The sequence below is a fragment of the Pseudarthrobacter sp. R1 genome (assembly GCF_024494415.1).
In the GTDB taxonomy this organism is placed as follows: domain Bacteria; phylum Actinomycetota; class Actinomycetes; order Actinomycetales; family Micrococcaceae; genus Arthrobacter.
In genome coordinates this window covers 145,916-159,372 of the sequence record NZ_JAMKFI010000008.1, presented here as the reverse complement: position 1 = coordinate 159,372, position 13,457 = coordinate 145,916, and the positions used below count along the sequence as shown (strand labels likewise).

The window sequence follows — 13,457 nt, the reverse complement described above, 5'->3', positions numbered from 1 at the left end:
CAATGGAGCCATGGCACGAGGTAATCTGCGCATCCTCCTGGGGGCTGCGCCCGGGGCGGGCAAGACATTTGCGATGCTGGAAGAAGGCAGACGCCTGGCCGGCGAGGGCTTTGACGTGGTTGTCGGTGGCGTCTCCCCGCGAGGGCGTGCCGATACTGCCGGGCTGCTGGAAGGCCTGGAACTCTGCCCGCAGCGTCCGGACAGGGCGCCGGCTGATGCGGATGTCCAGGCGCTGATTGCCCGCCGGCCCCACGTCGTGCTGGTTGACGACTACGCTGCAATGGCCGACGGCGTAAGCCGGTGGGAGCAGGTCGATCAGCTGCTGGACGCCGGGCTTGATGTTATTTCCACACTCGACATCCGGAACGTGGAGTCGCTGTCCGATGCCGTCCGCGAGATCACGGGCGTCCAGGAGTTGACTACTGTCCCCGACGCCGTGGTGCGGCTCGCCAACCAGGTGGAGCTGGTGGATGCCTCACCGGAGCTGCTGCGCCAGCGGCTGGCGGACGGAAAGATTTACAGCACCCGTGAGGAAGCCGATGCCGCCCTGGCGGGCATCTTCCGTGTGGGCACGCTTGCCGCCCTGCGGGAGCTTGCGTTGTTGTGGCTGGCGGAGCGGGTCGACGCCGGACTGGCGGACTACCGTGACTCGGCTCGCCTTAGGGAGGGCTGGCCCGCCCGGGAAAAGATCGTTGTGGGGGTGGGCGGCAGGGCGCAGGACCAGGTACTGGTCCGCCGTGCTGCGAGGATGCTCGCTGCCGCCGCGGGCGGAGAGTTGCACGTGGTTCATGTCCGCACCACTAAGGAGGGCCGCGGCCCGGAATCGGGCAAGGACCTGGAACAGCTGCGCAAGCTCACGGCTGAGCTAAGCGGATTCTTCCACTCCGTCGGCGGGCAGGACGGAGGGGCGGCGCTGATGGACTTCGCGAGGAGCATCAACGCCTCCCAGATTGTTTTGGGGTGCCCCTCACGCCGGCCGCTGCCCGGCACCCGCCGCGGGGTGGCAGCCGCCGTTATGCAGGACGCAGGCAATATCGATGTCCACCTCATCAACCACCTCCCCAACTCCGGCGACCGACAGCCACGGAGGCCTCCCAGGCTGGGGCGGCGCCGGGAGATACCGGCGTTTGCGCTCGCGGTGGCGCTTCCCCCGCTCCTGCAGTTTGGCCTGGACCTGCTCCCCCACAACCAGCTGTCCACCGACATGCTGGTCCACCTGACCGGGATCGTTGGGGTGGCGCTGCTAGGGGGGCTGTGGCCAGCGGTGGCAGCCGCCGTCGTCGCGGGTCTCATCGTGAACTACTACAGTGTCCGGCCGGTGGGTTCGCTGACCGTGATCGATCCGGAAAACGTCCTGGCGCTGCTGATCTTCGTCCTGGTGGCAGTGGCTGTGTCGCTGGTGGTGGACCGGTCCGCCAAGCTCAGCAAGGAAGCACACATCGCCGGCGCGGAAGCGGCTGTCCTCGGGGAATTGAGCCGCCGGGCGGTGGCGGAAGGGAACAGCATCCCGGCGTTCCTGGACCAGGTGCGGGAGCATTTCCAGGCGAAGGGGGCAGGACTGTGGACCAGGCAGGAGTCCGGGCCCGGCAGGACAGTGGGCTGGGAGCCGCAGGAGTTCTCTGGCGAAGCCCGCCCGGCTGACGTCGCCGAGGCAGACACGGTGGAGCAGCTGGACGGGGACCGGATGCTCACGCTGAACGGAAAGGAACTCTCCCAGGACGAACGGCGGCTGCTGGCCGCCTTCGGGGCGCACCTGCTGGCCATGGTCCAGCGCGAGGAGCTGTCCGCGAGCCAGCGTGAAAACCTGCGCCTGGCTGAGGGCAACACAATGCGGACCTCCATCCTGCGGGCCGTGAGCCATGACCTGCGTACTCCCCTGGCCGGGATCAAACTGGCTTCCAGCAGCCTCCGGGACAGGTCCATCACGTTCGGGCCGGCGGAGCAGGAAGAACTGCTGGCCACCATAGAACACGGCGCCGACAGGCTGGACCGCCTGGTCAGCAACCTCCTGGACATGTCCCGGATCACGGCGGACTCGGTGGCGCCCCTGATCAGGCCCGTCTACTGGGCCGACGTGGTGGGTGAGGCCTTGCGGGGAACGGACTCGGAGCGGCTCCGCGTGCTGCTGCCGGACAACATGCCGCCGGTGGACGGCGATCCGGGGATGCTGGAACGGGTCATCGCGAACCTCGTGGAGAACGCGCTGAAGTACGCCCCCGATTCCGACGTCGTGATTGCCGGCGCGGTGGGCGGCGCGGGCAGTGCAAGAATTGGGGATGTTCCTGCCAGTGAACTCAGCATCGTGGATCACGGCTCGGGCATCGCTCCGGACAAGGTCCTTGCCATGTTCCGGCCCTTCCAGCGTGCCGATGACACCACGCCCGGGACGGGGATCGGACTTGGCCTGGCCGTGGCGAAAGGGTTCACCGAGGCCATGGGCGGGGTGCTCCTGGCTGAGCCCACTCCCGGCGGAGGCCTGACCATGGTGGTCCGGCTGCCGCTCTCCACGGGCGTAGCACCGGAACCCGGGATGAGAGGACACCATGGCAGCAGTGCTGATCGTTGACGACGAAGTCCAGATCCTCCGCGCCCTGCAGATCAACCTGAACGCCAGGGGCTACTCCACCGTCACCGCCTTCACCGGACAGAACGCGTTGGAGCAGGCGGCGCAGCATCCGGTGGACGTCATCATCCTGGACCTGGGCCTTCCCGACCTGGACGGCGTCGAAGTGATCCGGCGGCTTCGGCGCTGGAACAAAGTCCCCATCGTGGTCCTGTCCGCACGGCACGGTTCCGATGACAAGATCCAGGCCCTGGACGCAGGCGCCGACGATTACGTGACCAAGCCCTTCGGGATGGACGAACTGATGGCCCGGCTCCGCGCTGCCCTGCGCCGCGGATTCAGCGGGGACGTTCCCGTTATTGAAACCGCCGGATTCACCGTCAACCTCGCCACCAAGCAGGTGACCCGCCGGGGCGTGCCCGTCCGGCTTACCCCCACTGAATGGAACATCCTGGAACTGCTGGCCAGGAACACCGGCGCCCTGGTCACCCATGAAGAGATTCTTACCCAGGTGTGGGGACCCGCCTACGCCCAGGAGACCGCCTACCTGCGGGTGTACCTCGCACAGCTGCGGCGGAAGCTCGAAGCCGACCCCGCGAATCCACGGCATCTGCTGACCGAGACCGGCCTGGGTTACCGCTTCCAGGAGTAGCCCGCCAGGCCTGTTGCAGCTGCACGGGTGCCCCCGCAGGAGGGCCGCAGGGGTGGCGTTAAGAAAGCATTAAGATCCGCGGAAACGCCGGGTTGGCGGGCTTTCCCGGGTGCTACGCTCCGGTGGTTATCAGCACAGCGTCGCGCCTGAAAACGGGACGTTTTACCCGTGTCAGGCAGTACAGAAAGACACGTCCTTGACGGCTTCCGCCCACTTCACCATCCCCGCCACCGTTCCCAATCCTGAACGGGAGGCTGTACCCGGCAGCCCGCTGGTCAGGTGGCTGCTGGAGCACCGGGTGAACCAGCCCGTAGGCCCGGAGACCTCCGACGCCCATGCCACCCAGCAGAGCTGGTGGAAGGTCATGTGCCTGACCGGCGTGGACTACTTCTCCACCCTGTCCTACCTGCCCGGCATCGCCGCCCTCGCCGCCGGCGCACTTTCACCGCTCGCGACGCTGCTGATCGTGGCCCTGACACTGCTCGGGATGCTGCCCATGTACCGGCGGGTGGCCAAGGAAAGCCCCCACGGCCAGGGGTCCGTGGCGATGCTCGAGCGGCTCCTGCCGTTCTGGCGGGGAAAAATCTTTGTGCTGATCCTGCTGGGCTTCGTTGCCACCTCCTGGATCATCACCATCACCCTCTCGGCGGCAGACGCCACAGTGCACTTGCTCGAAAACCCCTACCTGCCGCCCTTCTTGGAAGGGCAGGCCGTGGCCATCACCGTGGTGCTGCTCCTGATCCTGGGCGGGGTGTTCCTGATGGGCTTCTCGGAGGCCGTCGCCGTCGCCATCCCCCTGGTGGCCGTCTTCCTGCTGATGAACGCCATCATCATCGGGGAAGGAATCATCCACGTCTTTGCCACCCCCGGCGCACTCGCTTCCTGGACCGACGCCCTCACCTCCTCCGGCGGCGGCTTCAGCGGCATCCTCGGGCCCGCCCTGGTGGCCTTCCCTCTGCTGGTCCTGGGCCTGTCCGGCTTCGAAACCGGCGTCAGCATGATGCCCCTGGTCGCAGCCAAGGGCACCACCCCTGAGAAGAAATTGGCCAGCCGGATCAAAAACACCCGCAAGCTTCTGACGACGGCGGCGCTCATCATGAGCGGCTACCTGCTGGGCAGCAGCTTCGTCACCACCGTCCTGATCCCCGCCGAGGAATTTGCAGCCGGCGGCGAAGCCAGCGGCCGGGCACTGGCGTACCTGGCCCACGAACGCCTCGGCAACGGTTTCGGCTCCGTTTACGACGTGAGCAGCATCCTGATCCTGTGGTTCGCCGGCGCATCCGCGATGGCCGGCCTGATCAACATCGTTCCCCGGTACCTGCCCTCCTACGGCATGGCCCCGGACTGGTCCCGCGCCGTCCGCCCGGTGGTGCTGGTGTACACCGCCATCAGCATCCTGATCACCATCGGCTTCAACGCGGACGTCAACGCCCAGGCCGGCGCCTACGCCACCGGAATCCTGGCGATGATGGTGTCCGGGGCCATCGCAGTCACCATCTCGGCCATCCGCAAAAAGCAGCGCCGCGCGTCCATCGGCTTCACGGCCCTGACCGTGGTGATGCTCTACGCCCTGGCCGCGAACGTGATCGAGAAGCCGGACGGCATCACCATTTCCGGGTTCTTCATTCTGGGCATCGTGGCCGTTTCCCTCGTCTCCCGCATCAGCCGCACCACCGAGCTCCGCGTGGACAGGATCGAGTTCGACGACGACGCGCGCCGCTTCATCAGCGATACCCTGGAGTACGACGGCCGGATCAACCTCATCGCCAACCGGCCCCAGGCTTGCGACAGCGCCGAATACGCGGACAAGGAAGCCGTCCAGCGGGAGAACAACCCCGTCCCCGGCACCGCGGATGTCATCTTCCTCGAAATCGGCATCACCGACCCCTCCGAGTTCAGCGACACCCTGGCGGTCCACGGCGTGGAAGTGGACGGCCACCGGGTCCTCCGCGCCCAGAGCCCGGCCGCGCCCAACGCCATCGCCGCGATTCTCCTGGCCCTGCGGGACGCCACCGGCGTCCGGCCGCACGCCTACTTCGAATGGTCCGAAGGCAACCCGCTTGCCCACCTGATGCGCTACCTGCTCCTGGGCCGCGGCGACACCGCCCCGGTGGTCCGGGAGATCATCCGCGAAAACGAGCCGGATCCGGAATGTCGTCCCGGCATCCACGTGGGATGAGCATCCACAAGGAGGTCCCGCCGTCGGAATCCGCCATGCGGGTACCCGACGAGGCCAGCATCGCCGCCGTCCAAAAGATGCTGCGGGACGCCCGGGCCGAGGGCCGCACGGGCGGCGGCAGGAAAGGCCGGAAGGAAAACATCATCCGCAGGGTAATGTCCCACCCGGTCAGGGCAGTTCCCCTGGCCTTCCTGCTGGTCATCATTATTGGCGCCGCTTTGCTGATGCTTCCCGCGGCCCGTACCGACGGCGGGTCTGAAGGGTTCATGCCGGCCCTGTTCACGTCCGTGTCAGCGGTCTGCGTCACCGGCCTCATCACCGTGGACACGGCAACGTTCTGGACGCCGCTGGGCCAGGGCATCATCCTGGGGCTCATCCAGGTGGGCGGGTTCGGCATCATGACCCTGGCAACCCTGCTGGCGCTGCTGGTCCGCAAGAGCATCGGGCTGCGTGGCCAACTCGTGGCCCAGTCGGAAACCCACACCCTGAACCTCGGTGACGTCCGGGCCGTCCTGGTCCGGGTTGCCAGGATCATGCTTACGTTCGAAGCCTCAACAGCCCTGGCCCTGACCGTCCGGTTCTGGATCGCCTACGACCAAAACCTGGCCACGGCCCTCTGGCACGGGATCTTCCACGCGGTTTCCGCGTTTAATAACGCGGGCTTCTCCGTCTACAGCAACAGCCTCATCGGTTTCGCCGAGGACCCCTGGATCATCGCCCCCATCTGCCTGGCCATCATCGCCGGCGGGCTGGGGTTCCCGGTGATCATCCAGCTCACCCGCGGTGAGATCAAACCCAAGAACTGGACCATCCACCTGCGCCTGACCATCTACGGAACGGTCTTCCTTTTGGTCGCCGGGATGGCGCTGTTCGCCGCGTTCGAATGGAACAGGAACGAGACCCTCGGCCAGCTTTCCCTCACCGGCAAGATCCTAGGTTCCTTCGCCGGCAGCGTGTTTCCCCGCACCGCCGGGTTCAACAGCATCGACTACGCGGTGGCCGCACCGGAAACACTGATGGTCACCAACATCCTGATGTTCATCGGCGGCGGCAGCGCCGGCACCGCCGGCGGCATCAAGATCACCACATTCCTGGTGCTGGGTTTCGCCATCTGGAACGAAGTCCGCGGCCGCGACCAGGTGACCGTCGCGCACCGGTCCATCAGCTCCTCCTCCCAGCGCCAGGCCCTGTCCGTGGCCCTTCTGGGCATCGCCGCCGTGGTCACCGGCACCATGCTGCTGCTGATGTTCACCGACTACAGCCTGGAGAAGGTCCTCTTCGAATCCATCTCCGCCTTCGCCACGGTAGGCATGAGCACCGGCATCACCTACAACCTTCCGCCGGTTGCTGAGTGGGTCCTCATGGCGCTGATGTTCACCGGCCGCATCGGCACCGTGGCAGTGGCGTCCGCCCTGGCCCTCTCGGCCCGGCCGCGCCTATACCGCCTGCCCGAGGAACGGCCCATTCTCGGCTGACCGGATACCGCCAGCGGTCCTGTGGCCGGGCCCGCCCGGCCTGGAACACAGGGACGCCGGGACGCAAAGCACGGCCCGCCCTCCGGGATGGAGGGCGGGCCGTGCGCGGGGAATCCTTGAGGATTCCGGTGGTGAGCCTTAGCGGCGGGTGCGGCCGTCGTCGTCGAACTCGATGTTTTCCTTGCGGACTTCCTCGGTGACGGTGTGCTCGTTGGTCACGGTTTCCTTGTCCAGGCGCACGCGCTCCACCGGGACGGCTTCCTTTTCGACGACGGGGCGCTCCTCGTGGAGGATGACCTCGTGCTCTTCCTCGCTGATGGCGGGGCCGTCCAGGGCGGCACCGACGTTGGCGTCCGTGATGGGTTCGCGCTCCAGGCGGACCTCTTCACGCTGCACCGGGACGGTAGTGGTGACGTTTTCGGTGACGACGTACTTGCGCAGCCGTGCCCGGCCGGCTTCTTCCTTGCGGGTGCCGACGTGCAGCTGCTCCTCGGAGCGGGTCATGGCGTCATCGGTGGTGGGGCCGGAGGTGTCGTGGCCGACAGTGCCGCGGCCGGTGTCCTCGGTTCCGGCAGCGAAACCGTTGCCGCCCGTGAAGCCGTTGCCGGTGTGCCCGTTGCCGGTGTGCCCGTTGAGGCCGTAGTAGGTGTAAAGACGGTCTTCCTCTTCCGGCTCGAGGTGGCCGTCCGGGGCGACGCGGGGTGCGTCCTTGACCTTGTCCTTGGTGTGGGCCACAACGATGTCGTTGCCGTCCTGCGACGCGGCGTCCAGCGGGGCGAACGACTCGTGGGATCCGAAGAGCCCGGTCTTCACCGTGACCCAGGTGGGCTCGGAGGTCTGGTCATCAACGTAAATCTGGCCGATGGATCCGATCTTGCTTCCGTCGGAACCCACGACGTGTCCGCCGGCAGTGGTCAGTGCAGAAAGGTTCTCAGTGCTGATCATGTGTTTCTCCTTCTTGTTACTGGTTTTGTGCTGCTTGAGGACAAATCTAGAAGCGGTTCCGCGGCGGACGGGTCTGTCCGGCACGGAGTTGCTTGGCCTTCCGGGCCTTCAGTACCCGGCTGATGATGCCGGGGAGCAAGGCAAAGAGCAGTTTCTTCATGGCACGGGTCCTTTGGTTGGTGGTGCTGGTGTTTTGCTGTCAGCTTTGACTGTTTACGGCTGGCGTTCCGCGCCGCGGATCTCGCTGTACGGATCGTCCAGGTCCCGCAGCGGTACCCCGCCTGCTTCCGTCCCCGAATAGGCCGGCCGGGCGGGTTCGCCGTAGATGGTTTCGCCGTAGGTTGCCGGTGCCGCCACCTGATCCTGGTAGACCGACTCCTCGCCCCACGGCGGACCGGTTGGTGCGGCAGCAGTTGTTGCGGCAGCCGGCGCCTGCGCCGGCATCGGCGGGATTGCTGCCTGCGGGGCCGGGGCCGGCTGCAGGCCACGCGCAAGCCGGCCCACAAGGATGCCGGCGCCGGCAGCCAGGAGCAGGAACGTCCCCGGCTTGCGGCGGGCGAAGGACTGGACGTCCTCCAACAGCGCCCCGGGTTCCTTGCCTTCAACCCAGGAAGCAACCGAGGAGGTGCGCTCTGCAGCCTGACGGATCAGGTCACTGGCAATACCCTTCTGCTCCGGGGCATCTGCCATGGTGTGCAGCTGGCTGGAAATGGTCCGGATGCCATCGGCGGCCTTCTGCTGCTGCGCGCCGGCCTGGCTGCCCAGTCCTGACTTCGCCTGGTGCAGGAGGTCCTTGGCACTGGACTTGGCCTCGGACGCGACGTTCCCGACTTCGGATTTGGCAGTCTGCGCCACATTGTGGGCCGCACCGGCCGCCTGCCCGGCAATCTTCGACGTCTCTTCCTTGGCTGCGTCCTTCTTGGTGACGTAGGTTTCCGGCTCTGCGGAAGGATCGGTCGGTGCTGCGTTCCCGTACTGGTCGAGATGGCTTCGGGCAGAAGCCTCAGGCCACTGGTTCTCCGTCATCGTCACTCGCTTCCACTGGTTGGCAGCTGGACTTTCAAACCCAGCCTGATCAATTAGTAAGTAAGGTTACTAACTAGATACTAAGCACACTTACTATCTATCGCGCAAGACGTGTTCGAGGACATCGGACGCGGCCGGGGTTCGGACCGCCGTCGCACTTTCCTGTCCGGAAGGGCACATTTTGCGGCAGTCCGCCGTGCCGTCCGCCCCGAACCACTGACTGGCACCAAGGAAAACTCGACGAAAAGAAGGATGAACGATGGCTGACCTCACCGCACTTGCCCTTATTTGCTCCCTGACGCCTTCACCCGCGCCGTCCAGCAGTGAACTGATGGCCCGCCACGTGCTGGATGAACTTGCAGGCCACGGCGTAGGCACGGCCTCGCTGCGGGTGGTGGATTACAACGTGATGCCCGGCGTCCAGGTGGACATGGGCGACGGCGACGCGTGGCCTGGAATCCGTGAGAAAATCCTCGCTGCGGACATCCTGGTCCTCGCCACTCCCATCTGGATGGGGCACCCGAGCAGCATCACCCAACGCGTCATCGAACGCCTCGACGCCGACCTCGCCGAAACCGACGACGCCGGGCGGCCCATCATGTACGGAAAAGTAGCGATCGTCGCGGTGGTGGGCAATGAAGACGGCGCGCACAAGACGGTGGCGGACACGCAGCAGGCGCTGAACGACGTCGGCTTCACCATTCCCGCCCAGGGCGCCACGTACTGGGTGGGAGAGGCCATGCAAACGGTGGACTACAAAGACCTGGACGGCGTCCCCGAAAAGGTGGATGCGACCACCGCCGGAGCAGCACGCAACGCCGCCCACCTTGCCCGCTCCCTCAACCAGGCGCCTTACCCCGCGGGCTGAGGCGCCGCCGTCGACAGTTCAGGAGGGGTTTGAGGCGGGCCCGCCGGCCGCCCTGGGGGATAAACTGAAGATCTGCCGTCCGGGCGGGTCACAGCCTTTTGCGGTGTACCTTCAGGGTCATTGTTCGGGGCATTACAGGAACGAGGCTGCATGGTCCAGGACCGCAGCACGCAGCAGGACAACGGCGTGGCCGACTACCTCCAGGACCTTGTCCTGGCTTCCTCTGACGTGGAGGAACTCCTGACGGAACTTGCCACATTTTCCGCCGCCAGCCTCTCCACCCACAACAAGCTGCTTTGCGGCGTCACGCTGATGCGGCGGAAAAAGCCAACCACCGTTGCTACGAGCGACCCCGCCGTCCTGCCCCTGGACGAGCTGCAGTACGGCCACGGCGACGGGCCCTGCCTGGCAGCCCTTCGGGAAAAGGCCACGGTGCACGTTCCGGACCTGCGGGACGAGACCCGCTGGCCCCGATACTGCAAAGCTGCCTGGGCCGAAGGAATCGGATCCATCCTTTCCGTTCCGCTCCCCCTCGAGGGCGAAGCGCATGCCGGGCTGAACCTGTACTCCACCAGCACCCACGCGTTCAGCGGCGAGGACATCGACAAGGCCGAGGCGTACGCCACGCAGGCCTCTAAAGCCCTGCGTATGGCCGTTAAGGTGGCGCAACTGGTGGATGACCGCAATAACCTTGCCGCGGCGATGGAGTCACGCACCACCATCGATATCGCCGTCGGGGCGATCATGGCGCAGAACCGCTGCAGCCAGGAGACGGCGATGAAGATCCTTCGCATCGCGTCCAGCAGCCGCAATATCAAGCTCCGTGACGTGGCGGCATCCATTGTGGCTTCCGTGTCCCAGGACCCGAAAGTGCTGACGCATTTCGAGCCGTGATCGGGTACCACGCACTTCGCGTTGATGCCGTCATACGGTCAGGTCCCTTTCGCGGACCAGCCGGCTGGCGGCTCCTGCCGCGAGGATGGCGACGGCGGCCATCACCAGCGCGCCCTCCGGGTGGAAGGCTTCAACGGGCATCGCTGAAGAATGCCGGAACGGGCTCAGGTCCTGAAGCCACCCCGGCAGGCCGAGCAGTTCCCCGAACTGCCCCAGGACCAGCGCGGCGGCCAGGGCACCCCAGCCAACTGCACTGCTCCAGCGGGGCGCAAGGGCGAACACGAGCACGGTCACGGCCGGGAAGACGAGCGCCGCCGGGATGTGCGCCAGCGCGGCCGCAAAGACCATACCGGGGCTGCTTCCCCCGGCCTGCGCCAGGGTAACGACGACGGCGGCCGAGGCCCCGGCGGCAGCGGCTACGGCCGTCGTCGAGATTACGGCGACGGCGAGGGTGCCGCCCAGCCACCGCATTCGCGACACCGGCGCGGCCAGGAGCAGTTCGGCCCGCCCTTCCGTCTCTTCCGCCCGAAGCCGGAGCACTGCCTCGATGCCAGCGGCCGCGGCGAGGATCCCGGCTATGCCCAGCATGGCCGTGGTGAAGAGGTCAGTGAGGCCCGCGTCGCCGGGAACGATGCGGCTTAGCAGTTCCGCTACGGACGGGTTTCCTTCCAGTGCGTCGCCGACAACCGGGCCCAGGCCGCCGGCTACGGCCCCCAGCGCAGCGGCGGTGAAGCACCAGCCCGCCAGGCTGCCGCGCTGCAACCGCCACGCCAGGCCCAGCATCGACGCCAGGCCGGAGCCCGCCCGTTCCGGACCCGATTCATCCGCAGCGATATAGCCGGCCCCCAGGTCCCTGCCGTTGCGGAGCGCCACGGCGGCCCCGGCCAGGACTACTGTTCCGGCGCCGATAACCAGCAACGGCAGCGTGTCCGCCTCGGTGAAGGGCCGGATGCGCTGGCCCCAGCCGATGGGTGAGAACAGGGAGGGCCAGGCGGCGGCGACGTGGAGCAGCGATGGATCGGCGGTGCCCAGGGCGTCGCCGATACCCCGGACCAGGTAGGCGCCACCCACCAGCGCCGCGGCTGTACCGTTCGCGCTCCTGGCGGAGGGCATGACCTGTGCCACCAGTGCGGCGGCGGCCATAAAGAACATGCCCACGGCGCCAACGGCTGACCCCGCCAGGAATGATCCTGCTACCGGCAGGCCGGCCCTGATGAATCCGGCGGCAGCTACCAGGGCAAGGACCATGTTTGCGAAGGTGCCGAAAAGCAGGGTTGCGTACAGGGAAGTCACCCGGGTGACCCTGGTGGAACCGACCAGCTCAAACCTGCCTTGGTCCTCGTCCCCTCTTGTATGCCGGACCACCAGGAACACACTCATCAGCCCCGCCAGCACTGCCGTGAAGGAATAGCCCTGGAAGAAGGTGACCGCTCCGGAACTGATGCCATCCGGGAGCCCCCGGAGGAACAGGAACGCCGGACTGGCCGCGGCCACGGAAATCAGGGCGGCCCGCTCGTTGTCCCCGGCAAACTGCGTGGTGACGGCGGTGGCTGCCGCGTAGCCAAGACCGGCGATGCCGAGGATCCACGCCGCCAGGATCCCACGGTCCCTACGTGCCTCGAGCAGGGCCAGCCGAAGGACGGCGCGCATCACTGCGCCTGGCTCTTGTGGCTTGCCTGCCTGCCGGCCTGTCCGCCGGCCTGTCCGCCGGCCTGCACGCCGTAGTGGCGCATGAACAGCTCCTCCAGGGAAGGGGGCGCGGCGGTGATGCCGGTGATGCCTGCTGTAGCCAAGGCATCCAGGACGTAGCCCAGGTCCGCTGCATCGGCGTCGAACTCCATGGCGGTCCCGTTGACGCGGAGGTCGTGGATGCCCCGCCACGTAGCCATAACCTCCGGTTTGACCGCTGAGGTGACCCGGAAGCGGGTGCGGGTGAGGTGCCGGAGTTCGGCCAGAGTGCCCGATTCCACTGCCGCTCCGGCCCGGATGATGGTCACCCTGTCACAAAGCTGTTCTACCTCGGCCAGGATGTGGCTGGACAACAGCACCGTGGCCCCGTTGGCGGCGACCCGGCGGATGTGCCGGCGGAAAACAGCGTCCATGACGGGGTCCAGGCCCGAACTCGGCTCGTCCAGCAGATAGAGCATGGCCGGGCGGGAAAAGGCCGCGATCAAGGCCGCCTTCTGCCGGTTGCCTCTGGAGTAGGTGCGCGCCTTTTTCCGTGGATCGAAATCGAACTCATCAATCAGCTGCCTGCGCAGGCCTTCATCCGCACCGCCCCGCAGCCCGGCGATCAGGTCGATGACCTCGCCGCCGGTCAGGTTGGGCCACAGCGTCACGTCCCCGGGGACGTAGGCAACATCCCTGTGTGCCCGCACCGGCTCAGCCCACGGGTCGATGCCAAACACCCGTGCCGTACCGGATGTTGGCCGGATCAGTCCCAGGAGGATCCGGAGGGTGGTGGACTTCCCTGCCCCGTTGGGCCCCAGGAAACCGTGGACCTCGCCGGGCATGACGGACAGGTCCAGACCGGCAAGCGCAGCCGTCCGCCCAAAGTTCTTGCCGAGGCGTGAGGTGTTGATGACGGGAGTTGGGTCTGCATGCATGGCATGCTCCGTTCCTTGGCTGCAGCTATCACGCCAAGGCGGTTGCCATGGCATGCCGCAGGCGCTTCCGCGTGCGGGCCGACCAGGCTTCCCGGCTCTCCGGTGCACATCTTACAAGTGCGGCAGAAGATGCGGAAGGGGCGGCCGCTGCCCGGGGTTTATGGCCTGCCCAATGCGGCTGGTCCGGATGGTTTCCAGGCATATATCAGCAGCGACCCATCCTTCGCACAGATGGCTCCGAATCACTGC

The 13,457-nt window shown here is 66.7% G+C and carries 10 protein-coding genes; 6 read left to right on the top strand and 4 right to left on the bottom strand.

Features of this window, described 5'->3' with window-relative positions:
- Window positions 1–10 precede the first annotated feature (10 nt).
- The 4 genes from M8J71_RS11460 (at window position 11) to M8J71_RS11445 (ending at window position 6,869) form a co-directional block, all read left to right on the top strand.
- The gene (locus tag M8J71_RS11460) at window positions 11–2,566 is read left to right on the top strand and encodes a DUF4118 domain-containing protein (RefSeq protein ID WP_256248036.1); all 2,556 of its coding nucleotides are present in this window, start codon (window positions 11–13) and stop codon (window positions 2,564–2,566) included.
- Window positions 2,544–3,215, top strand: coding sequence for a response regulator (locus M8J71_RS11455; RefSeq protein WP_256248035.1), 672 nt, complete (start codon window positions 2,544–2,546; stop codon window positions 3,213–3,215). Before M8J71_RS11460 ends, M8J71_RS11455 begins: the two co-directional genes overlap by 23 nt.
- A gap of 196 nt (window positions 3,216–3,411) precedes the next feature.
- Window positions 3,412–5,394: an amino acid transporter gene (locus tag M8J71_RS11450; protein WP_256248034.1), complete on the top strand. Its 1,983-nt coding sequence runs from the start codon at window positions 3,412–3,414 to the stop codon at window positions 5,392–5,394.
- 155 nt (window positions 5,395–5,549) lie between these two features.
- A complete protein-coding gene (locus M8J71_RS11445) occupies window positions 5,550–6,869 on the top strand; it encodes a TrkH family potassium uptake protein (RefSeq protein ID WP_256248977.1) in 1,320 nt (439 codons plus the stop codon).
- Window positions 6,870–7,007: 138 nt separating this feature from the next.
- On the opposite strand, the gene M8J71_RS11440 is transcribed toward M8J71_RS11445, so the two are convergent.
- Together M8J71_RS11440 and M8J71_RS11435 are read right to left on the bottom strand one after the other, a co-directional pair.
- Window positions 7,008–7,814, bottom strand: a complete 807-nt coding sequence (locus tag M8J71_RS11440; protein ID WP_256248033.1) for a DUF2382 domain-containing protein — start codon at window positions 7,812–7,814, stop codon at window positions 7,008–7,010.
- Between the two features lie 213 nt (window positions 7,815–8,027).
- The gene (locus M8J71_RS11435; RefSeq protein ID WP_256248032.1) at window positions 8,028–8,840 is read right to left on the bottom strand and encodes a hypothetical protein; all 813 of its coding nucleotides are present in this window, start codon (window positions 8,838–8,840) and stop codon (window positions 8,028–8,030) included.
- A 259-nt stretch (window positions 8,841–9,099) separates the two neighbouring features.
- Here M8J71_RS11435 and M8J71_RS11430 point away from each other — a divergent pair, with 259 nt between their 5' ends.
- The gene (locus M8J71_RS11430) at window positions 9,100–9,708 is read left to right on the top strand and encodes a flavodoxin family protein (protein WP_256248031.1); all 609 of its coding nucleotides are present in this window, start codon (window positions 9,100–9,102) and stop codon (window positions 9,706–9,708) included.
- A 150-nt stretch (window positions 9,709–9,858) separates the two neighbouring features.
- The gene (locus tag M8J71_RS11425; RefSeq protein WP_256248030.1) at window positions 9,859–10,602 is read left to right on the top strand and encodes a GAF and ANTAR domain-containing protein; all 744 of its coding nucleotides are present in this window, start codon (window positions 9,859–9,861) and stop codon (window positions 10,600–10,602) included.
- Between the two features lie 30 nt (window positions 10,603–10,632).
- On the opposite strand, the gene M8J71_RS11420 is transcribed toward M8J71_RS11425, so the two are convergent.
- Window positions 10,633–12,252: an ABC transporter permease gene (locus tag M8J71_RS11420; protein WP_256248029.1), complete on the bottom strand. Its 1,620-nt coding sequence runs from the start codon at window positions 12,250–12,252 to the stop codon at window positions 10,633–10,635.
- Window positions 12,252–13,208 carry an ABC transporter ATP-binding protein gene (locus M8J71_RS11415; protein WP_256248028.1) on the bottom strand — a complete coding sequence of 319 codons (957 nt, stop codon included), beginning with the start codon at window positions 13,206–13,208 and terminating at the stop codon, window positions 12,252–12,254. Before M8J71_RS11415 ends, M8J71_RS11420 begins: the two co-directional genes overlap by 1 nt.
- Window positions 13,209–13,457 lie beyond the last annotated feature (249 nt).

Excerpts from the sequence above, each read along its gene's own strand:
- M8J71_RS11460 (WP_256248036.1), top strand. The coding sequence starts at position 11 with ATGGCACGAGGTAATCTGCGCATCCTCCTGGGGGCTGCGCCCGGGGCG.
- M8J71_RS11430 (WP_256248031.1), top strand. The coding sequence starts at position 9,100 with ATGGCTGACCTCACCGCACTTGCCCTTATTTGCTCCCTGACGCCTTCA.
- M8J71_RS11445 (WP_256248977.1), top strand. The coding sequence starts at position 5,550 with ATGTCCCACCCGGTCAGGGCAGTTCCCCTGGCCTTCCTGCTGGTCATC.
- M8J71_RS11440 (WP_256248033.1), bottom strand. The coding sequence starts at position 7,814 with ATGATCAGCACTGAGAACCTTTCTGCACTGACCACTGCCGGCGGACAC.
- M8J71_RS11455 (WP_256248035.1), top strand. The coding sequence starts at position 2,544 with ATGGCAGCAGTGCTGATCGTTGACGACGAAGTCCAGATCCTCCGCGCC.
- M8J71_RS11425 (WP_256248030.1), top strand. The coding sequence starts at position 9,859 with ATGGTCCAGGACCGCAGCACGCAGCAGGACAACGGCGTGGCCGACTAC.
- M8J71_RS11415 (WP_256248028.1), bottom strand. The coding sequence starts at position 13,208 with ATGCATGCAGACCCAACTCCCGTCATCAACACCTCACGCCTCGGCAAG.
- M8J71_RS11435 (WP_256248032.1), bottom strand. The coding sequence starts at position 8,840 with ATGACGGAGAACCAGTGGCCTGAGGCTTCTGCCCGAAGCCATCTCGAC.
- M8J71_RS11420 (WP_256248029.1), bottom strand. The coding sequence starts at position 12,252 with ATGCGCGCCGTCCTTCGGCTGGCCCTGCTCGAGGCACGTAGGGACCGT.